The following is a 21,247-nucleotide window of genomic DNA, read 5'->3' on the forward strand; positions in this document are numbered from 1 at the left end:
GCACACACCCCGCGAGTTCGGCCATGATTGGTACCGTGTCCGAGATCGTGCGCCGCAGTTCCAGCCGCAATGCCAAGTTGGCCAAGATTCCGCTCGGCATCGCCGGACGAGCCGCTGTCGGGTTCGGCAAGAAGCTCGTCGGTGGTGACAAGAAGCAGATCAACGCGAACCTGAACCAGAAAGCAGCCGAGCAGCTGTTCACCGTGCTCGGTGAGCTCAAGGGCGGCGCGATGAAGTTCGGGCAGGCGCTGAGCGTGATGGAGGCCGCGGTCCCGGAGGAGTTCGGCGAGCACTATCGCGAGGCGCTGACCAAGCTCCAGGCCGCCGCACCGCCGATGCCCGCCGAGACGGTGCACCGCGTGCTCGACCAGCAGCTGGGCACCAAGTGGCGGGAACGCTTCGCGTCCTTCGACGACACCCCGGCCGCCTCGGCCAGTATCGGCCAGGTACATCGCGCGGTCTGGTCCGACGGCCGCGCGGTGGCGGTGAAGGTGCAGTATCCGGGCGCCGACGACGCGCTGCGCGCCGACCTGAAGACGCTGTCGCGGATGACCGGGCTGCTCTCGTCGGTGATCCCCGGCGCCGATGTGAAGCCGCTGCTCGCCGAGATCACCGAACGCACCGAGGAAGAACTCGACTACCGCATCGAGGCCGCCAACCAGCGCCGCTTCGCCGCCGCGTTCGATGGCCACCCCACCATCGCGATCCCGAAGGTGGTGGCGGGCGCCCCGAAGGTGATCGTCACCGAATGGCTCGACGGCACCCCGGTGTCGGCCCTGATCAAGGCAGGCGCGGAGGACCCCGAGGGCACCCGGGCGCAGCGCAACCGGATCGCCGAGCTGATGGGAACCTTCCACTTCAGCTCGCCCGAACTGGTCGGCCTGCTGCACGGCGACCCGCACCCCGGCAATTTCCTGGTGCGGGCCGACGGCACCTTGGCCGTGCTCGACTTCGGCGCGTGTGCGCCGATGCCGGACGGCTTCCCGGAGATCCTGGGCCGCATGCTGGCCCTCGCTGTCGCCGACGAGCACGCGGCCCTCACCGAGTTGCTCTACGAGCACGGCTGGGTCATTCCCGGCCGAGTGGTGACCCACGAGGAGATCGAGGCGTACCTGCGCCCGTTCAGCGACCCGATTCGCACCGACACGTTCCACTTCACCCGCTCGTGGATGCAGCGGGTGGCGGGCAAGGCCTCCGAGTTCTCCAGCCCGGAGATGAAAACCGCTCGCGCCCTGCAACTTCCGGCCGAGTACCTCACTGTCTTCCGGGTGCTCGGTGGCTCGGTCGGCATCCTGGCCCAGCTCGACGCGGAACTCGGCTTCATGAACCTGGTCCGCACCTGGGTGCCGGGCTTCCGCGCCGAACAGGCGTCGTAGGGCGCCCCTCACCCGGGGCGTCTCAGTCGACGGAAGCCCTGGACGAGCGTCGGCCCACCGTGCACAGCACGTGCACCGCGATGCCGACCACGGCGGCCATGGTGACTCCGCTGCCGAGTAGTAGCTTCAGATCGGCGGGGAAGCCGCGATAGAGGGCGGGAACCAGAATCGGCAGCAGGCCCGCGGTGAGGGCCGCGGTGGTGGTGAGCAGGGCCGCGTCGTCGTTCAGGTCGACTTCGCGGAACAGGCCGATCGCGGAAGCGATGATCGTGGCGAACACGATGGCCGCCGTCGCGCCGACGACAGGGCCGGGTAGGGAATTCACGATCCGGCCGACCGGCGCGACGAACGCGGCCAGGATCAGCATCAGGCCGGTCAGGGCGGTGACGTAGCGACTGCGAACACCGGTGAGCCGGATCAGCCCGATGTTCTCACCACTGGTCACCATGGTCGGTCCACCGAACAGCCCGGAGAACAGGGAGGTGACAGCGTCACCGCGGATCGTGCGCCCGACCGTCGGCGCGGTGTCGATCTGCTTGCCGACGACCTGCGCGTTGAGCACCGTTTGCCCGGTGGCCTCGGCCATCGAGCCGATGCTGAACACCAGCAGCGGCATGGCCGCCAGCAGGTCGAAATGTGGTGCGCCGAACAGCAGCGGCTCCGGCAGTTGCACCAGCGCGTCACCCGGGGCGAGTGTGAATCGGCCGAGCGCGGCCGCCACCGCGGTCCCGACCCCCATCCCGATCAGCACCGACACGCGTCGCCAACCGGGAGGCAGGAAACGGTGTGCCAGCACTGTCGCCGCGATGGTCACCCCGGCGATGGTCACCGACCTGACCGGGGTGGGGTCGTCGGCGGAGGTGATCAGATTCGCGCCGACCTTCACCAGGTTCACCCCGATCACCAGGATCATGCTCGCGATCACGACCATCGGCAGGAACCGCACCAGCTTGCGCGCGATCGGCACCAGCGCGATGCCCGCGACCGCGGTGATCAGTACCGCGCCGGTGGCGGTGGCGGGGTCGTAGGTCTGCGCGGTCTGGATGAACAGCACCACCGCCGCGCCACCGGGCAGCATGACGAACGGCAGCCCGGCTCCGAGACCGTATCGGCCCCCGGACTGCAGGATGGTGCCGATACCGCTGAAAAGCAGTGCGCCACAGAGCAGGGCGCGGGCCGCCTCGTCGTCCAGGTGCAGGCTGCGGCTGATCAGCAGCACCGAGGTGAGCGGCATCGCGATCATCACCACCAGGTGCTGTAACGCACCGGCGAAAGCCCTTCCCGCGGGCGGAATCTCGTCGACCGGCGCCACCATCGGTTCGGTCACCGTAGCCATGGGAGTTCCTCGGCGCGGTAACGGTAGGCACGGAAGATCGCGTTGGAGATACCCGGAAACACCTGGGCGGTATCGGGATCGGGGTATTCGGTGAACGAGGGCACCACGTACTCCCAGCAGATCTCCCGTTCCGGGGTCACCTCGAAGATCCGGCCGAACGCCGCCTCGGTGATCAGCGTGTTGCCGTTGGGCAGCCGCTGTGCGCCACCCATGAAGGGAGTGAAGAACGCCTCACGCGGGGAGTCCTGATAGGTCCACCCGACTTCGCCGGTAGCAACGTCTATTTCGATGACGCGGCTGTAGGTGACCGACTCTCCGGTGCGGAAGGTGCCGTTGTCGAACACCAGGATCTGGCCGTCGCCGAGCGGGGTGGCGTGATGCTGTTGGGCGACGGTGTCGCGGTCGGCGAGCTCGGTGACCGCGCCGGTGCGCCGATCGATCAGGATCACCGCGGAGACACTGCGCAGACTGGCCACCACCGTGTGCGCGTCGAGCGGGTACACGCTGTTGATCAGCGGCCAGTGCTCACGCCAATAGTGGGGCTGCAGCGCGAATTGCGCGGGATCGAGATGCTCGACGGCACGCCACTCCCAGATCGGCGCGCCGTCGGGTCCGACCTCGCGGATCACATCGGACCAGACGATCCCGTCGGCTTCGGTGCCCGGCACACCGCCCTGGATCCGTGCCGCGTCGGCGCCGGTGAGCGGCTGCACTGCGGCGTAGAGCAGGCGCCCGTCGTCGTAGTGGTGGGCGTCGTGGTGGGCCAGATCGTCGCGGATCTCGGATAGTTGGGCACCGGTGTGGTCGTAGCGGGCCATCGAACCGCCGGAGTACTTGCGCCACATGGCGAACAGGGGTGCACGGGCCAGGGTCGCACCGTTGTAGGCGAGGGAGCCGTCGGCGAGGATGCGGGCGTGTCTGCCCGGGCGGTAGGGCAGGTGCCACTGGTGGACGATCGCGCCGTCGAGGTCAACCAGGTCGACTCGACCGTTGCCCGCCAGCGGCGCGTAGAGCGTGAAGCCGGGCGAGGCCAGCTCGGCATCGCTGCCGATCAGCCCGATGCCCCGGCGCTTGAGGGTGTTCTGTTCCATGCCGCCTCTTCCTGAATATTCGACCCCACTGAATATTCAGTAGAATCGCGCACACGGGAACCGTTCCGATCATGGTGCGCGAAACCGGCTCACCCCCTGGTCGGACACCGAAACAGCGGACCAGCACCGGTTGCGGGCACTGAAAATTCACTACAGTCACAGGCACAGCCAGGACCGAGGACACGGAGGCGATCAGTGGCCAGTGAGCACATCCGGAATCGACAACTCGGCACCGTGATCCGCGATCGGCGCCTCGCCGCCGAATACACCCTCGCCCGCCTTGCCACCGAAACCGGTCTGTCCCAGTCATTTCTGAGCCAACTCGAGAACGGCCGGACCAACACCAGCCTGCGCTCGCTCCAGCTGATCGCCGATGCCCTCTCGACCACCGCGACAGCCCTGCTGGCCGCGGCCGACGACACCGCGCCCGCGGCCGTGGTCCGCGCCGCCGACGGCACCGCCCTGCCCCAAACCGAGCCCGGCGCGGGCACCGTCCGGTCCCTCGTCCACGGTGACCGCGACCTGCGCGCCCTGGAATTCACCGGCGGCACCGATCGCGGTGACCGCGATTTCGTCCACCGATCCGACGAGATCATCCACGTGATCCGCGGCCGGATCTCCCTGATCGCCGACGGCACCGAACACGACCTCGGCGCCGGTGACACCTATTACTGCCGCGCGGGTGAGAAGCACAGGTGGTGGGCGCACTCCCCGGACACCACCACGTTGGTCCTCGCCGTCGCCGACGGTCGCACCGTCAAACGCGCATCCCGCATATAGCAAAACGAACCGCTCACCATGACGAGGTGAGCGGTTCGCTTGCGATACAACCCTTTTCCCGGGTTCATGCCACGATCGCGACCTTGCGCGGGCGACCGCGGGGGCGCTTGCGGGCGATCACGACACCCTGGTCGAAGATCTCACCGCCCCACACGCCCCACGGCTCGGCACGATCGATGGCCGCGGTCAGGCAGCCCTTGCGGATCGGGCAGGCCGCGCACAGTTCCTTGGCCTGCTCGAGATCGGTGGGGCTCTCGGCGAACCACAGATCGGGGTTTCCGCCCCTACAGGGCAGAGTCTTGGTGACCTCACGGACGCGAGGGGTCTGCGCCACGGTTCGGCATGTCACGTCAGTAGTGGCCGTCGGCCAGTCCTGGGCGGTGAACACGTCGTTCTCCTTCAGCTCGTTTGCAGCGGTCGAATGTTCGGTGTGCGAACCCGGTGCCAACGGCTGAGGAGCCGAAATAAAGATGGCCACGGTTTTCGCTTCTCGCGATCCGTGGCCAGGAGGTCTGGGAGGTGTTCCCTACCTAGTTCGACATCTCTGTCGAGACCTGATCACGGTCGCTGGGTGGACGCGGAGGCGGATTGCGCCGGTGAACTCCGGTGCGTAACCGGCTTCCTCGGCGATTGCTGCCGGTGCCGCGACGGCGGTCGGCTGCCAACCCACGTTGGGCTTGTCCTGGAGACGAATCGGAGTGTGCTGACGAACGACAGTCATCGGCACAGCTTTGGCATCGCCGGACAGGCCGGTCCCCTGCAGAGCGAGGACCCCCCGGGAGGCGGACATGACAAATCCGTTCACCAGGACGCGATTGCTCATCGCATCGAACGTGGTGTTCGTGTTCGTGTTCATGTGTCTGCCTCCCTCCTGAACTCGTGTGTGAACAATTACCGCGCACCGGGATCACTCTCGGTGCGTGTTCTCCACCATAGGCAATGATCGAGAACCGAACAACTTATTTTCTACCTGGGGTTTTGTGCTGTTGCCCGCAAACGTGACGCAACGATGGCGAGCACATCGGCACCGTACTGTTCGATCTTCTTCGCGCCGATGCCGGCGATGGCCGCCAGCGCGGCGTCGTCGGCGGGCAGCTGTTCGGCGATGGCGGTGAGGGTGGTGTCGGTGAACACCACGAAGTCGCGCCGCTGCAACGCTTCGGCCTTCTCGGCTCGCCATTCCTTCAGTGCCTCGAGCAGCTGCGGGTCGACTTCGCCCGGGCAGCGCCTGCACCGGCCGAGCATGGTGGCATAGGTGCCGATCAGCGGCTTGAGGCACACCCGGCACAGTGGACGCGGGGTGTCGGCCTTGACCGGGACTTCCACGGCGATCCGCGAGGCCGCCGAACTGTCCGGAATCAACCCGTTGAGGAACCGCGACCGGGTCACCGGCCGATAGTCACCGCTCGCTTGCAGCCGCCTTTGGGTCCACGACAGGCTCAGATGTTCGCGTGCCCGCGTGACGCCGACGTAGAGCAGCCGGCGCTCCTCCTCCAGCCCCGCTTCGTCGACGGGCGCGTTCTTCCGGCCGAGCACATGGAAGATCGGCAGCGTGCCGTCGGTGAGCCCGGCCAGGAACACCGCGTCCCATTCCAGGCCCTTCGCCGCGTGCAGCGAAGCCAGAGTGACACCGTCGACGATCGGCGGATGCTTGGCCTCGGCGCGGGTCGCGAGCTCGCGCAGCAGCGCGGTGAGATCCATGTCGTCGTCGTGGCTGACCAGTTCCTCGGTGAGCTGCACCAGCGCCAGCAGCGCCGACCAGCGTTCCTTCGCCTGCGCACCGGCCGGTTCCTCCGCGGTCAGCCCGACCGGCGCCAGCGCGGCCCGCACCAGCGTGATCAGCGACGACCCACTGCGCGCCGCGTCGGGCAGATCGTCGCGGGCGTCGACCTGGCGCAGCGCCGACACCGCCTGCCGCACTTCCTGACGCTGGAAGAACCCCTCGCCGCCGCGCACCTGGAACGGGATCTCCCGCGCCCCGAGCACCTGTTCGAACGGTTCCGACAGCGCGTTGGTCCGGTACAGCACCGCGATCTCGGACGCCGGGGTTCCGGCGGCGATCAGCTTCTCGATCCGTCCGGCGACCGCGACGGCCTCGGCCTGCGCGTCGGCGTACTCGGCGAATTCCGGCTCGGGCCCGTCGGGCCGCTGACCGATCAGGGCAAGGCGGGTGCCCGCGATGCGTCCGCGCGCCGCACCGATGACCTGGTTGGCCAGCGACACCACCTGGGGTGTCGACCGGTAGTCGCGTTCGAGCCGCACCACGGTGGCGTCGGGGAAGCGCCGGGAGAAATCGAGCAGGTAGGACGGGGTGGCCCCGGTGAACGAGTAGATGGTCTGGTTCGCGTCGCCGACCACGGTCAGGTCGTCGCGCTCGCCCAGCCACGCGTCGAGCACTCGCTGCTGTAGCGGCGTCACGTCCTGGTATTCGTCGACGACGAAACTGCGATAGCGACCGCGGAATTCGTCGGCGACGGCCGGATAGTCCTCGAGTGCGGCCGCGGTGTGCAGGAGCAGGTCGTCGAAGTCGAGCAGCAGGCCGTCGGCGGAGGCTTTCGCGGATTCGTAGCCCTGGTACACCTCGGCGACCTTGGCGACGTCGGCCGGCGCGTCACGATGATGTCTGGCGGCAGCGGCCGGATAGTCCTCCGGGGCGATCAGCGACGCCTTGGCCCATTCGATCTCGCTGAGCAGGTCGCGCACCATTTCGGTGGAGGCACGCAGCCCCGCCCGCTGCGCGGCCTGCGAGACGATGGGGAACTTGCTGTCGATCAACCGCCACGGCACATCCCCCACCACCTGCGGCCAGAAATACCGCAGCTGCCGCAGCGCCGCGGCGTGGAAGGTACGCGCCTGCACCTGCCCGGCATCGCCCCCGAGTCCCATCGTGCGCAGCCGATTGCGCATCTCGCCCGCCGCGCGTGCGGTGAACGTCACCGCCAGCACCTGGTCGGCCTTCACATGCCCGCCCGCGATCAGGTGCGCGATCCGATGCGTGATCGTCCTGGTCTTACCGGTCCCCGCACCCGCGAGAACACAGACCGGCCCCCTCGGTGCCCGCACCGCGGCGGCCTGTTCCGGGTCGAGGGCGGTGAGATCGAGTGCTGGCACGCGCACCATCATGACAGCGCCCACCGACAACGTGCCGCGACGCCCGCGGATGCGGGGGCAAGGAACACAGCGCCATCTCGCGACGTTGCACATCCCGTGACTGAAGCAACCCCAGATCTGACGATGTACTCGACCACCTGGTGCGGCTACTGCCGGCGCCTGCGGACCCAGCTCGACGAGGCGGGCATCACCTACTCGGTGATCGATATCGAGGACGATCCCGCTTCGGCCGAGTTCGTCGGCAGCGTCAACAACGGCAACCACGTCGTGCCGACGATCAAGTACCGCGACGGCTCCACCGCGACCAACCCGTCGCTGGCCGCGGTCAAGCAGGCACTGGCCGCCCAGCAGGCCTGATTCGCCGCGTCAGTCCGCCCAGGACTCGATGATCGAGCGCGCGATCGAGATGGACCCGGGGACGAGCAGCCGGGCGCCGGGTTCGCGCGCCGACCAGTCGCCGAGCCGCAGTGCCGCGCGGACCTCCTCGCGGGTGAACCAGTGCGCCTCGGCGATCTCGCCATCGGAGAACACGAGTTCCTGGGCGGGGTCGCCGACCGCGGCGAAGCCGACCATCAGCGAGCGCGGGAACGGCCACGGCTGGCTGCCGAGATACTCGATCTCGCGCAGGTCGACACCGACCTCCTCGCGGACCTCGCGTTCCACGCAGTGCTCCAGCGATTCACCGGCTTCGACGAAGCCTGCCAGCAGTGAGAACATCGTCTCCGGCCAGCTCTGCTGACGGGCCAGCAGCACCCGATCGGCGCCGTCGTGGACCAGGCAGATCACGGCGGGGTCGATCCGTGGGAACTCTTCCTCGCCTGCCGCGGTCAGCCGCGACCAACCGCCGCGCGCCGTCGTGGTCGCCGTGCCGTCGCCGCCGTGATACCCGGCCCGATCGTGCCAGTTGAGGAGCGCGTACGCGGTGGACAGCAGTTCCGCGGTGAAATCGTCGACAGCGCCGAGGGTTCGCAGATCCTTCAGGGTGCCGTCCAGATCGTTCGCTCGCACCGCCCACAGGTGGCTGCCATCGGCGGCACCGAGGAACACCGCGCCCTCACCGGGCTCCTGCGCCACCGAGACGGCAGCGTCGAGGACGATCTTGCCGTCCTCGACCCGCACTTTCCCCCGCGCGTCGATACGCAGAATCTTCGCTTTCCCCCACCCTTCGCGCAGGGCGCCGGGATCGAGCCGGGCGTGCTCGGCCCGGTCGATGGTGGAACGTGACAGCAGCGGAACGTTTTTCAGCCGGAACGACACGATCCGAGCATAGAGCGAAGGCGCGGGTGCGGGTGCGCCCGGGCGGCCGACTACTTTCCGGCGCGACGGATGTAGAGCAGTTTGTCGCCGGTGTCGAGGGCATCGACCTCGGGTTCGCCGACCCTGATCAGCGCGCCGTTGCGCACCACACCGAGCACGATATCGCTGAGATGGCGCGGCGATCCGCCCACTTCGGTCGTCTCCACCTCGCGTTCGGCGACGGCGAAGCCCTGCTCGGGTGTGAGCAGGTCCTCCATCATCTCCACGACCGTCGGCGTGGTGGTGGCGATACCGAGCAGCCTGCCCGCGGTCTCCGAGGACACCACCACCGAGTCGGCGCCGGACTGGCGGACCAGGTGGGTGTTCTCCGCTTCGCGGATGGCCACCGAGATCTTGGCCGTCTTGTTCAGTTCGCGCGCGGTGAGCGTCACCAGCACGGCGGTGTCGTCGCGATTGGTGGCGACGACGACCGCGGCGGCACGCTGCACACCGGTCAGTCGCAGCACATCGGACTTGGTCGCCGAACCGTGCACGGTCACCAGGCCCGCGGCGGCAGCGGCCTCGAGCGCGATGGGATCGGTGTCGACCACCACGATGTCGGACACCTGGATCCCGTCACCGACCATCGCATCGATCGCGGTCCGGCCCTTGGTGCCGTAGCCGACGACGACGGTGTGATTACGCACGGTGTGCCTCCATCGCTGAATCTTGAATGCCTGCCGCGACCGTTCGGTCAGCACGCCGAGAGTGGTACCGACCAACACGATGAGGAACAGGACGCGCAGGGGGGTGATGACGATGATGTTCACCAACCGCGCCGACGGGGTCACCGGGGCGATATCGCCGTAGCCGGTGGTCGACAGCGACACCGTGGCGTAGTACATCGCGTCCAGGAACGACAGCTCGTCGCCGGTGTTGTCGCTGTAGCCGTGGCGGCCGACGTAGACCACTGTCGCGGCGGTGAACAGCAGTGCGATCGCGAACAACACGCGACGGGTGAGCGAAACCCATGGGCTGGACTGCGCCGCCGGGATCCGCAACAGACCGACCAGGGCGTAGTCGGGACTGCTGCTCAACCCGACCGGGTTGCGCGTGTCACCGAACATGCCTGCTCCTGTATTTCTGGCGGCTGGCGCCGCGGGTTTTCGGCCTGGGTACCTTGGTCTTCCCTCCCGCCGGGCACTCCTTCGTCGCACCCTCTGGTCAGTCCAGATCAAGGCGGCCGAAAACCCGGCGGCGACCGCAACACTATCGGCTCAGTGAACCTCGTGTGGATCGGTGTCGGCGTTTTCCGGTGCGGCGTCGCGGATGAGGCGCTCCAGCTCGGCGGGGCCCGCCAGTCGCGCGGGGGCGATGGTGCGGCCGGAGCGGATGTAATGGAATGCGGCGCCGACACGTTGGAGCATCCGGTCCTCGGTCTCGCCGGTGCGCGCGGCCATCAGGCGGGCCCAGGCGAGGCGGTAGACAGCCAGCTGCACGCCGACGGCGGGCTCGTCGGCGGGGCCGGGTTCGGCGCCGGTCTTCCAGTCGACCACGATCCAGCGGCCGCCGGGTTCGGCGAAGACGGCATCCATGCGACCGCGAATCACCGTGCCCGCGATGCTGGTTTCGAAGGGCACTTCCACGTCGACCGGATTGCGGTGCGCCCACGGTGAGCGGCGGAAGGCGGACTGCATGGCGGCGAGTTCCTGGTCGGCGCGTCCCATTTCGGTGGTGCTGTCGGCGGCGCCGGGCAGTTCGTCGAGGCCGAGCAGCTGTTCGGTGCCGAACCAGGATTGCACCCAGGCGTGAAAGGCGGTGCCGCGCCGGGCCATCGGGTTCGGGGGGTACGGGAGCGGGCGGCGCAGACGGGCGGCCAGGCGGGTCGGGTCGGCGCGGAGTTCGACGAGGGCGGTGGCGGGGAGTTGGCCGGGAAGTTCCACCTGCTGTTCGGCGAGTTCGGCGGCGGTGAATTCGGCGAGGAGGGCGTCGACATCGTTGACCCAGCCCTCGGGGTCGTCGATCTCGGCCTGATCGTCGGCGGTGCTGTGGGCCACCGATGTGCCGCTGCGCAATTCGTCGAGTGCTTCGCGGACGAGGGCGGCGCCCTGTTCGATGGGATCGCGACGGTTGCCCAGTGGGTCGCGTGGCCACGGGGCGGTCGGCGGGTTGTCGGCGAACGGGTTCACCGCGTCCGGTGGTGGCTTGTCGTCCCAGCGGGCGACGGTGGCGACGCCGTAGGCCTCGCTGCCCGGGTTCTCGTTCGCCTCCTTGAGCTCGAGCAGGAAATCCGACGGACCCTTCTGCGAGGTCCCCGTCTCGGGCCAGTAGTAGGCCGAAACCAGCAGGACTCGTTCGGTTCTGGTGAGCGCCACATAGAACAGGCGCCGTTCCTCGTCGAGCCGGCGGCTCTTGAGCGCGTCCTTGTGGTCGGCGATCGCGTGTTCGAGTTCGGAGCGGTCACCCACGGCGCTCAAGTCCAGGACGGGCACGCCCTCGGACGCGTCCGGCTGGGCGCGGTCGCCGCGCAGCGTGGTGGGGAGTTCGGTGAGCGCGCCGAGCCAGGTGCTCAGTGCGGTGGTCGACGGGAACACCGTGGCACTCACGTGCGGCACGGCGACGACTTCCCATTCCAGGCCCTTGGCGGCGTGCACGGTGAGCACCTGCACCCGGTCGCGCGCGACCTCGACTTCGCCTGGCTCCAAACCGTTTTCGACCGATTCCGCCGCGGTGAAGAAGGCGAGCAGGCCGCTCAGTGACGCCCGGGAATCGGCCGCGTACCCGGCGACCACCTCGGCGAAGGCATCGAGGTGCTCGCGTCCGGCGCCACCACCGGCGATCGCCCGCCTGGCCTGGGTCTCCACCCCGACGCCGATCGTCCGTTCGACATCGGCGACGAGTTCCACCAGCGGCTGCCCACTGCGTTCGCGCAGTGCGGCCAGCTCCTCGCTCAGGGCAGCGATCCGCGCGAACCCGGCCTCCGAATACTGGTCCGCCGCACCGGGGTCGGCGATGGCGTCGGCGAGACCGGCTTTCTCGGTCGGTTCGGGCGCGACCTCGCGCAACGCCGTCGCGAGTCCGGCCGCGTCGGTGATGGCGTCGGTGGCACCCGACCCGCTGCTGATGGACAGCATCTGCGCTCGCCGCGCCAGTGCGGCCAGGTCCGCCACCCCGATCCGCCACCGGGCCCCGGTGAGAATGCGGACCGCCGCGCTTCCGGTCCCCGGCTCGGCGATCAAGCGCAGAGTGGCGACGATATCGGCGACCTCCGGCGTCGCCAGCAACCCACCGAGTCCGACGATCTCCACCGGCAATCCCTGCTCGCGCAGGGCCTCTGCCAGCGGCGCCGCATCGGCATTGCGCCGGATGAGCACCGCCGAGGTGGGCGGCGGACCCTCGTTCTCCCGCGCCGTCGCCCACTCGCGCGCGATCCGCTCGGCGATCCAGTCCCGCTCCTGCGCGATGGTTTCGGTGAGCGCGAACTCGACGACCCCCGCCTGCGATTGCGGTTTGGCCCGCAACGCGTCCACGGTCGCCCCACCGGCCGCCCGCGCCACCGCCCGCAGCGGATCGGCCACCAGGTTCGCCAGCGCCAGCGCTTCGGGCGGGTTCCGCCAGCTGGTCAGCAGCGGCAACACCGGCGCGGGCACCCCTGGCGCAGCGGGGAAGTCCGTGGCGAATCGCGGCAGGTTGGCCGCCGAGGCGCCACGCCACCCGTAGATGGATTGCATCGGGTCACCCACCGCCGTCACCGCGAGCGCACGCGAGAGCGGGGCGGATTCCCCCGGCACGGTGCGACTGCTGCCCTCGCGGGCCGTCGGCTCGCCTCGCGGCCGTTCGCCGCCACGCGCACCAGCGCTAGACATCCGCGCGCCAGGGTGATCGGCCGGCGACCGGGTGCCCGCGATGGCATCTTCGCGCTCATCCATCGCGAACAACGTGTCGGCTTCGCGTGTTCGAGCCGGGTGCTCCTCACCCCGGATCCGCACCGGCTCTCGCTGCCGATCTCGTTGTACCGCTTCGGCATTGCCGAACAGCGCCGACAACAGCACCCGTTGCGCGTGTCCGGTGTCCTGGTATTCGTCGAGCAGGACCAGTGTGAACCGCGCGCGCTCGGCGGCGGCGACTTCCGGATGGTCGACAGCCAATTGCGCGGCCAGCGACATCTGGGAGCCGAAATCCAGTGCGCCACGGCGGTTCAGCGCGTCGGCGAGCTGGCGAACCAGCGGGAGCAGGGCCACGCGCTCACGTTGCGCGGTCACCACGCCGACCAGTGCCTGGCTCGGTCCGCCGCGTTGCCGGGGGCCCGCGGGCAGCGTGTAGACGAGTTTCTCCAGCTCCGCGTGTGCCTCGGCCAACTGCTCCGGTTCCACCAGATGTTCGGCGAGCTGCCCGGACAGGGCGAGCACCGCCTCGGTCACCGAGACCGGCGTGCGATCGGTGTCGAGATCGCCGTCCCAGGAACGCACCACCTCGTGCGCGAGCTGCCACAACTGGGTCTGGGTGAGCAGCGCCGCCGAGGGCTCCACCGGCAACAACAGTCCGTGCGCGGTGAGCAGCCTGCCCGCGTACGAGTGGTAGGTGCTGATCTCGGGCTCGGCACCGGCGACGATCGTGCGCAACGCGCCACTGGGATCGATCTCACGCAGCAGCGGCGCACCCGCCAACCGGGCGAGCCGGGTCCGGATCCGGGAGGTCAACTGCTGGGCGGCTTTTCGGGTGAAGGTCAACCCGAGTACTTCGTCCGGAGCGACCAGCTGGTTGGCCACCATCCACACCACGCGCGCGGCCATCGTCTCGGTCTTGCCCGCGCCCGCGCCCGCGACGACCAGCGTCGGCTCCGGCGGCGCGGCGATGACCGCCGACTGCTCATCGGTCGGGGGCGGCAGGCCGAGCGCGTCGGCCAACCGTTGCGGGGTGACGCGCACACCGCTCACTCGTCGGTCACCTGCCGTCCGGTGTCCTGCACCGGGCAACTGCCCGCGACCGGGCAGTGCCTGCACCCGTCGTTGCGCACCGCCAGATAGCCGGGCCCGCGCGTCGCGTCGGCCGCGTCGTGAATGGTGGTGCGCCACTGCTCGAGGCCGTCGCCGTCGAGCGCGCTCTGTGTCCGTTCGGCCGCGCCGGTCTTGCGGTTCGGCTTGGCGACATAGACCAACCGCGCGCCACCGGGGTCGGCCACGGGGGCAGGTTCGTCGGACTCGTCCTCGTCCAGCGCCCCGTGCGCGGCGGCCACCTGGTAGGTGGCCAGCTGCGCGTGATCGGCCACCGCCTTCTCGCTGACCGGCGTCTTGCCCGTCTTCACATCGACGATGACGAAGCGTCCCTGCGCATCTCGTTCGAGCCGATCGATGCGCCCCCGAATGCGTACGGCCCGTGCGCCTTCCGTGCGCGCGGGCAGCACACAGTCCACCGGCACCTCCACCCCGGCCTGGGTGAGCTCGCCGCGCGTGGTGCGCACCCAGGCGAGGAAGGTCTCCAGCATCGTCTCGGTGCGGCGTAGTTCCTGGCGCGAATGCCAGCCGTCGGCCGGGTCGACCGTTTTCCACGCCTGATCCAGCGCCGCCCGCACCTGCGCCTCGGGGACATCGCCCGCCAGCGCCTGCACGAGCGTGTGCACGAGATTGCCCTTCACGGCGTGCGGGTTGTCACCGTCGGTGCCACCGTGCCGTTCCAGCGCCCATCGCAGCGGACAGGTGCGCAGCAGTTCGACCGTCGACGGTGACAACCCGATCGGGGAGTCGTCGTCGTCCCAGAGTTCGCGCTGCGAGCTGAGTTCGGCGGTGCCGTACCAGTCGCCGGGGTCGGTACCTGGCACGCCCGCGTCGGCCAGCCGCGCCAGCTGCCGTGCGGCGCGGTCACGCCGTTCGGGGTCGGCACCGGGATCACACACCACCCCGCGCAGTTCGGCGACGAGCGCGTGCATCACCAGCGCCCGTCCGGGATCGGCGACCGGCAGCGCGCCGGGTTCGCCGCTGTCGTCGTCGCCGACGAGTTCGGTGAGAAACCGCGAGGGCACCAGATCCTGGTCTCCCGCAGCGGATTCGACGGCGGTCACCAGCAACGACCGCCGCGCGCGGCTGCACGCCACCAGCAGCAGCCTGCGTTCCTCGGCCAGGATCGGCGCGGCGCGGCTCACGGTCGCGCTCGGATCGACCCCGGCGACCAGGTCGACGAGATCCTCGGTGTGCAGCAGCGTGCCTCGCGAGCGCGGGTTGGGCCAGATGCCCTCCTGCACGGCCGCGACCGCCACCACGTCCCATTCCCGGCCCGCCGCGGCGTGCGCGCTGAGCAGGGTCACCGCCTCACCCTCGGCGGTCAGCGGCCTACCCTGTTGCGCGAGCTGCTGGTGCAGCAGATATTCGACGAAGCCGTCGATGCTCGCCTTGGGCAACCGGTCGACGTAAGCGGCAGCGGCATCGAACAATTCGACAGCCGCGTCGAGGTCGCGGTCGGCCTGCATGCCCGGCGCCCCGCCACGTCGCGACTGCCGGAACCAGCGTCGCTCCAGCCGCGAATTCGTCCACAACGTCCACAGCACGTCTTCGAGCCCCTGCCCCCTGGCCTGGGTCTGTTTCGCCTTCGCCACCGCGCGCAACACGCGACGCAGTGGCGCCGCCTCGACCTCGGTGAGCCCGTCGAGCAGCCGTTCCTCGCCGATACCGACGATCAGGTCGCGCAGCACCTCGGCCGAGGACTGATCGACCAGCGGCACCGCGGGCGACTCCGGGCGCACGGTTTCCACGACGGTGTGCGCGGCGGGCGGGTTTTCGGCATCGAGGAGGTCGATATCGTCGGGCAGCCGTTCGGCGATGTCCCAGTCCGGTTCGGGTTCCGGGCGCAGCGGATCCTCGGGGTCCGGGGGCGGCAACCATTCGTCGTCGATCGGATCCGGTTCGGGTTCAGCGATTTCCGGCGCGGGCACAGCTTCGTCCCAGAGCAGGAACTGGTCGGCTCCATCGACCAGGGGCTCGGCGAGCGCACCCGTGCGTTCCAGGTCGAGCACGCTGCGCCGCACACCGCGCCGCAACCTCCGCAGGGCGATCTGGTCGGCCCCGCCGAGCGGCCCGGACAGCAGATCCATCGCGTCGTCCGACGAGAACATCGCATCGATCGCCCGGCGCGAGCCCGGCCGCGACGCATCCCCCGCCAGCAACACCCGCAGCGCCAGCACCATCCACGCCGCCCCGCGCCGGCGTGCCAACGGCTCGGCCACCGCGGGCCTGCGCACCGGCACCCCGGCCGCCAGCAGGGCCCGCCGTAACGGCGCCAGCGACAACGGCACCGACCGCACGATCACTGCCATCGCCGACCACGGCACACCATCGGTGAGGTGCGCGCGGCGCAGATGGTCGGCGATCAGCGCCGCCTCCTTCGCCGGCGTCGACAACACCCGCACCCGCACACTCGACTCGTCGGCGGGAGGCAGATCGGCCGGGGGCGTCCAGGCGTCCTCGGGCGGCGGTTCGTCCCCGGGCGGCAGGTCCTGCGGCACCGGCCACAGATCTGGTTCGGCGCTCGGACCGGCGTGGGCGAACAGATCGACGGCGCCCTCGAGTGCCGGGTCCTGGCCGACGACGGGCTGCCCCATGGGCTCGGGTGGTTCGTTCTCCTGTCCCGGCAGTACCCGGTGCCGCGCGCTCCCCGGCAACCTCGCCGCGATGCGCGCATTCGCCAAGCGGATCGGCGCGCCACTGCGATGGTTGTGACGCAGGATGATTCGCCGCGGCGCGACGGTGTCGAGGTCGGTGAGGAAGTGCGAATCCGCGCCGCGGAAGGTGAAGACGGCCTGGTCCGGGTCGCCGGTGACGACGGTGCTCGCGCTGCCGCTGCCGATGGCGCGCACGAGTGTCGCGGCCTGCGGGTCGAGGTGCTGGGCGTCGTCGACGAGCAGGTAGCGGATCCGATCCCGTTCGGCGGCGAGCAGATTCCGGTCTCCGGCCAGGGCATCGAGCGCCGCGCCGACCAGTTCCGCGGCGTCGAGCGCGGGCGCGGTGGCCTCCGGCGCGGCGACACCGACCGACCACCGCAGCATCGAGGCCTGTTCGTACCGCTGGAAGAAGCGCCCGGCCGCCACCCACGCGTCGTTGTCGTGCTCGCGACCGAGCGCCATCAGGTCTTCCGGGCCGAGCCCGCGCTCGGTCGCGCGCAGCATCAGGTCACGCAGTTGCTCGGCGAACCCGCCCAGTGCCAGTGCGGGCTGTAATCGCGGCGGCCACAAACCGCCCGCCCCGGCTTCGATGTCGGCGAGATCGCCGCGCAGCATCTCCCGCAGCACCGCGTCCTGTTCGGCGCCGGTGAGCAGCCGCGGCGGCGGATTGCCGTGCAGATCCGCGTGCCGGCGCAGCACCGAGAACGCGTAGGAGTGCAGCGTGCGCACCATCGGTTCCCGGCTCGCGCCCGGAATACCACCCGCGGCGGGCCCCAGCTGGTGGGTGATCGCATCCCGCAACGCCGCGGCCGCGTGCTTGGTGTGTGTGAGGACCAGCACCGACGCCGGGTCGGCACCATCGGCGATCCGCGCGGTCACCAGGTCGACCAGCAGCGCGGTCTTGCCCGTCCCCGGCCCGCCCATCACCTGCCAGGGCCGCCACCCGGGGCGCGGCGGCGCGGGCTGGGCCTGCTCGGCGAACAGCGCGCGAACGGACGCGCCCCAGGCCCGCGGCCGGGGCGCCCGCGTTGTCCGGCGCACGAGTCGCACCGAGCTATCCGATCGCACCACATCGGCTATTGCAACAGACCAGTCCGACACACCGGCGCACCCCTACCGCGAGGGCCGTACTGCGGGACCGCGCGCGACCGGCCAGAATGGCAGTCGTGTCGTCGCTTCATGTGCACCGATTCGGCCCCGCCGACGGTCCCGCCGTCCTCGCCCTGCACGGTCTCACCGGCCACGGCAACCGGTGGGAAACCCTCGCCACCGAGCATCTGCCCCAGGCCAGGATCATCGCCCCCGACCTGCGCGGACACGGCCGCTCCACCTCGCTGCCGCCCTGGGATCTGGAAACGATCGTCGCCGATCTCGCGCGGCTGTTGCGCGCCGAGACCGACGGCCCGGTCGTCGTGGTCGGCCACTCCTTCGGCGGCGCCGCCGGCATCCATCTGGCCCGGCAGCACCCCGACCTCGTGCGGGCGCTCGTCCTGCTCGATCCCGCCATCGGCATCGACGCGAAGCTGATCGAGCAGGTCGCCCTCGCCAACCTGGCCTCCCCCGATTACACCGATCTCGCCGAAGCCCGCTCCGACAAGCAGGTCAGCGCGTGGGGACCCGACGAGGTCGATCCCGAGGTGCTGGAACGGGAGTTGGCCGAGCACCTCGTGCCGACCGAGGGCGGCCGGGTCGGCTGGCGCATCTTCCAACCGGCGATCACCTCGTACTGGGGTCAGCTGGCGCGACCGTTCGTGTTGCCGCCCGCCGACCTGCCGACGGTGCTGGTGCGCGCCGCCAAGGTGCAGCCGCCGTATGTCACCGCGGAGTTCCTCGACGCCCTCACCGCCCACCTCGACACGTTCACCGCCGAGGTCTGGGACTGCGACCACATGGTCGCCCAGGCCCGCCCCGCCGACACGGCCGCGCTGATCGCCGCGGTGCTGTAGCCCGATGGCCGTCACGACGGAGGAACAGGTGGAGAAGGTCCGCGAACTGGTCGCCGCGATTCCGCCCGGCCGGGTCGCCACCTACGGCGATATCGCCGCCGCGGCCGGGCTGTCCTCGGCCCGCACGGTCGGCTGGATCATGCGCACCGATTCCGCCGACCTCCCGTGGCACCGTGTCATCGGCGCGTCCGGACGTCCCGCCGCCCACCTGGCCGCTCGTCAGCTCCGGCTTCTCGGCGAGGAGGGCGTGCCGATCGTCGACGGCCGGGTCGTTCTGCGGACGGCGCGTCTCTGAGCACGCTGATCGTTGCTCCGCGTCCGCCCACGGACTTCCCTGTAGGAGCGGCCCGCGCAGCTGCGGGGTCTCGAGCATCGGGGCCGCGCCTACTAGCATGACTTTCGTGCCGATCACCCGATTCCGAGTCAGCCGATGACCGCCGATGCGATCGTGCTCGCCGGTGGGCGAGCCAGTCGGATGGGTGGGGTCGACAAACCGGCGATCATGATCGGTGGGCGGTCGATGCTCGATGCCGCGCTGGATGCCGTGCGCGACTGTGCCGAGGTCGTCGTGGTCGGTCCGCATCGCCCCGAACTCGATGCGCGGTTCGGGCAGGTTCGTGAGGTGCCACCGGGTTCCGGCCCGGTCGCGGCGATCGGCACCGGGCTCACCGCACTCGGCTCCACCGCGCCCTTGGTCGTCGTGCTCGCGGCCGACATGCCCTTCCTGACCGATGCGACCGTCCACGAACTGCTGCGCAGCGCAACCGAGTCCACCGCTGACGCCGTTTTCGCGATCGATGCTTCCGGTCGCCCGCAATACCTCGTCGGTGTCTGGCGACGCAGTGCGCTGGTGGCGGCACTGGCCGGACTGGATTCACTGGTGAACCAGCCCATGAAGGCCATCGTGCCCGCCGAGACCGTCCTGGTCGAGCTGCCCGACATCGCCGACTGCGATACCGAGGAAGAGGTCCGTCGCGCGCGCGAATCCTTGGCCACCGACCGCGCGTCGGACCGCCTCGATCTCACCGAAGCGCGCGAGCGTATCGGTTCCGGCCTGACACCCCTGGTCACCTACGAGGCCGCGCTGGACGAGGTCTCCGGTGCCGCGCTGGCCGCCGCGATCACCGCCGCGGGACCACTTCCCCGCTTCGATGTCTCGGCGATGGACGGTTACGCCGTGTGTGGCGACGGCCCGTGGCAGTTGCGCCGCGACGTCGGATTCGCGGGTGGGGCGCGGCCGGCGGGCCTGCTCCCCGGCGAAGCGGTGCGCATCGCCACCGGCGCCCACGTTCCGGACGGCACCACGTCGGTGGTGCGCGACGAATTCGCCGCGATCACCGGCGACGAGCTGGCCCGCCTGCCCGACAGCCCGATCCGCGGCGATGTCCGAAAAAGCGGTGAGGACAGGAAGATCGGCGACCTCGTGGCACCGGCGGGCACCCGGGTCACCGCCGCCCTGCGCTCGGCAGCGGCCTCGGTGGAGGTCACCACAGGTACGGTTCGCGGACCGGTGCGTGCGCGAATTGTCATGACCGGCGACGAGATTCGCAGCACCGGCCCGCTCCAGACCGGCCAGACCCGCGACTCGATCGGGCCCGTCCTGCCAGATCTGCTCGCGGGCTGCGGCGTTCGCGTCACCGACCGAGTCCATCTGCGCGACACCGCCCATGGCTTCGACGACATGCTCACCGGCACCTCGGATTTCGACCTGCTGGTCGTGGTCGGCGCCACCGGCGGCGGCGCGGCCGATCAACTCCGTACCGCCATCGCCCGAGCCGAAGCCCGCGTCCTGGTTCCCCGACTCGCCCTGCGCCCAGGCGGTTCCACCGTCGTCGCCGAACTCCCCACCGGCCAGACCGTCCTCGGCCTTCCCGGCAACCCTTTCGCCGCCATCGCCGTCCTCCTCGCCCTCACCCCCGCGATCGTCGCCGCCCGCAACGGCTCCCCCCTCCCCCGAAGAATCCTCGGCTCGCTCCACAACGCCGCCGACATCACCGCCCCGATCCAGCGCATCACCCCCGCCCGCTACGCCCCCGACGGCGGCTGGCTCGGCGACCCCACGGTCCGCACCGCCCACCTCGCCGGCCTGATCGACCGCGACGGCCTGGTCATCGTCCCCCCGAATGCCACCGACGGCTCGATCGTCGAATTCATCCCCCTCCCCTCCTGACGGCGACTCCTGACAATGGCCGAGGTCGAATCTCGCGCACTCGCCGCAATTCTCGCATTGTCACAGAACGGCGAAGTCCGGATTAATTGGCCGGAGCACGCCCGCACATGCTTGACACGCCGCATTCACACAGGTCAGAAACCTATTTTTGCCGCAGGTCTATCCTCGCGCCGTAATGGTGCTTATTGTTGGACGGGTCAGGCGTGGGACGCCCCGCACGCGAGGTGGATTGCGTCGGACAGTGCGTTGAAGGCTTAATCACTTATCCCTCGGAAAGGACCGTGTGGAGATGGCTGACAAGTCTAAAAAAGCACCGAAGAAAATGCCCAAGCAGATGCCGCGCCAGCAGCAGGAGCAGCGGCAGGAGCAGGGGCAGGACTCGCAAGGGATGACGCGAGCAGGCCAGGACGATCGGCGTGAACAGCGCCGCCCCGGCCATCACTGAAATACGTGAGTCGACGAGCCCCCCGGCTAGCGACCCGCGGGGCGGCCCCGGCAAGCCCCGATGCTCAGTAGCGCGCCAGCCCCCGCTCCCGCCCGCCCCCCCCCA

At 69.9% G+C, this 21,247-nt stretch carries 16 protein-coding genes; 7 read left to right on the forward strand and 9 right to left on the reverse strand.

The genetic code is table 11. The features are described from left to right. Positions 1-23 precede the first annotated feature (23 nt). Positions 24-1,376 (forward strand): ABC1 kinase family protein, encoded by a 1,353-nt coding sequence (locus tag ACWGCN_RS12135; protein ID WP_452459541.1) that lies wholly within the window; start codon positions 24-26, stop codon positions 1,374-1,376. A 22-nt stretch (positions 1,377-1,398) separates the two neighbouring features. Here the strand turns inward: ACWGCN_RS12135 and ACWGCN_RS12140 are convergent, their stop codons facing one another. Together ACWGCN_RS12140 and ACWGCN_RS12145 are read right to left on the reverse strand one after the other, a co-directional pair. Then, the gene (locus tag ACWGCN_RS12140; protein ID WP_452459540.1) at positions 1,399-2,712 is read right to left on the reverse strand and encodes a uracil-xanthine permease family protein; all 1,314 of its coding nucleotides are present in this window, start codon (positions 2,710-2,712) and stop codon (positions 1,399-1,401) included. Next, positions 2,700-3,803: an aryl-sulfate sulfotransferase gene (locus ACWGCN_RS12145; RefSeq protein WP_452459539.1), complete on the reverse strand. Its 1,104-nt coding sequence runs from the start codon at positions 3,801-3,803 to the stop codon at positions 2,700-2,702. The genes ACWGCN_RS12140 and ACWGCN_RS12145 overlap by 13 nt, the downstream gene beginning before the upstream one ends. 195 nt (positions 3,804-3,998) lie before the next feature. Here ACWGCN_RS12145 and ACWGCN_RS12150 point away from each other — a divergent pair, with 195 nt between their 5' ends. Next, entirely contained in the window at positions 3,999-4,583 is a 585-nt protein-coding gene (locus ACWGCN_RS12150) for a helix-turn-helix domain-containing protein (protein WP_452459538.1), read from the forward strand. A 64-nt stretch (positions 4,584-4,647) separates the two neighbouring features. On the opposite strand, the gene ACWGCN_RS12155 is transcribed toward ACWGCN_RS12150, so the two are convergent. The 3 genes from ACWGCN_RS12155 to ACWGCN_RS12165 all read right to left on the reverse strand — a co-directional run bounded on the left by ACWGCN_RS12155 (position 4,648) and on the right by ACWGCN_RS12165 (position 7,706). Next, positions 4,648-4,971: a WhiB family transcriptional regulator gene (locus ACWGCN_RS12155; protein ID WP_378632852.1), complete on the reverse strand. Its 324-nt coding sequence runs from the start codon at positions 4,969-4,971 to the stop codon at positions 4,648-4,650. A 138-nt stretch (positions 4,972-5,109) separates the two neighbouring features. Beyond that, positions 5,110-5,439 carry a hypothetical protein gene (locus ACWGCN_RS12160; RefSeq protein WP_452459537.1) on the reverse strand — a complete coding sequence of 110 codons (330 nt, stop codon included), beginning with the start codon at positions 5,437-5,439 and terminating at the stop codon, positions 5,110-5,112. Between the two features lie 110 nt (positions 5,440-5,549). Further along, positions 5,550-7,706, reverse strand: a complete 2,157-nt coding sequence (locus tag ACWGCN_RS12165) for an ATP-dependent DNA helicase UvrD2 (RefSeq protein ID WP_452459536.1) — start codon at positions 7,704-7,706, stop codon at positions 5,550-5,552. A 111-nt stretch (positions 7,707-7,817) separates the two neighbouring features. On the opposite strand from ACWGCN_RS12165, the gene ACWGCN_RS12170 reads away from it, so the two are divergent. Beyond that, on the forward strand, positions 7,818-8,051 hold the full coding sequence (locus ACWGCN_RS12170; RefSeq protein ID WP_143876199.1) for a mycoredoxin: 234 nt from the start codon (positions 7,818-7,820) through the stop codon (positions 8,049-8,051). A gap of 9 nt (positions 8,052-8,060) precedes the next feature. Here ACWGCN_RS12170 and nudC read toward each other — a convergent pair whose 3' ends face one another. The 4 genes from nudC to ACWGCN_RS12190 all read right to left on the reverse strand — a co-directional run bounded on the left by nudC (position 8,061) and on the right by ACWGCN_RS12190 (position 17,622). Then, on the reverse strand, positions 8,061-8,954 hold the full coding sequence (nudC, locus tag ACWGCN_RS12175) for an NAD(+) diphosphatase (RefSeq protein ID WP_378991624.1): 894 nt from the start codon (positions 8,952-8,954) through the stop codon (positions 8,061-8,063). Positions 8,955-9,001: 47 nt separating this feature from the next. Beyond that, a complete protein-coding gene (locus tag ACWGCN_RS12180; RefSeq protein WP_378991330.1) occupies positions 9,002-10,057 on the reverse strand; it encodes a potassium channel family protein in 1,056 nt (351 codons plus the stop codon). 150 nt (positions 10,058-10,207) lie between these two features. Then, positions 10,208-13,867 carry an ATP-dependent helicase gene (locus ACWGCN_RS12185; protein WP_452459535.1) on the reverse strand — a complete coding sequence of 1,220 codons (3,660 nt, stop codon included), beginning with the start codon at positions 13,865-13,867 and terminating at the stop codon, positions 10,208-10,210. Further along, positions 13,864-17,622, reverse strand: coding sequence for an ATP-dependent helicase (locus tag ACWGCN_RS12190; protein ID WP_452529016.1), 3,759 nt, complete (start codon positions 17,620-17,622; stop codon positions 13,864-13,866). Before ACWGCN_RS12190 ends, ACWGCN_RS12185 begins: the two co-directional genes overlap by 4 nt. 116 nt (positions 17,623-17,738) lie before the next feature. Here ACWGCN_RS12190 and ACWGCN_RS12195 point away from each other — a divergent pair, with 116 nt between their 5' ends. From ACWGCN_RS12195 to ACWGCN_RS12210, 4 genes are all read left to right on the forward strand, one after another. After that, a complete protein-coding gene (locus ACWGCN_RS12195) occupies positions 17,739-18,527 on the forward strand; it encodes an alpha/beta fold hydrolase (RefSeq protein WP_452459534.1) in 789 nt (262 codons plus the stop codon). 4 nt (positions 18,528-18,531) lie between these two features. Continuing rightward, entirely contained in the window at positions 18,532-18,822 is a 291-nt protein-coding gene (locus ACWGCN_RS12200; RefSeq protein ID WP_378632834.1) for an MGMT family protein, read from the forward strand. Positions 18,823-18,957: 135 nt separating this feature from the next. Beyond that, complete coding sequence (locus tag ACWGCN_RS12205; protein WP_452459533.1) at positions 18,958-20,697, forward strand: NTP transferase domain-containing protein; 1,740 nt, start codon at positions 18,958-18,960, stop codon at positions 20,695-20,697. 289 nt (positions 20,698-20,986) lie between these two features. Continuing rightward, a complete protein-coding gene (locus tag ACWGCN_RS12210; protein WP_156677410.1) occupies positions 20,987-21,142 on the forward strand; it encodes a hypothetical protein in 156 nt (51 codons plus the stop codon). The last annotated feature ends 105 nt before the right edge of the window (positions 21,143-21,247 follow it).

Source organism: Nocardia sp. NPDC055050 (assembly GCF_053608345.1).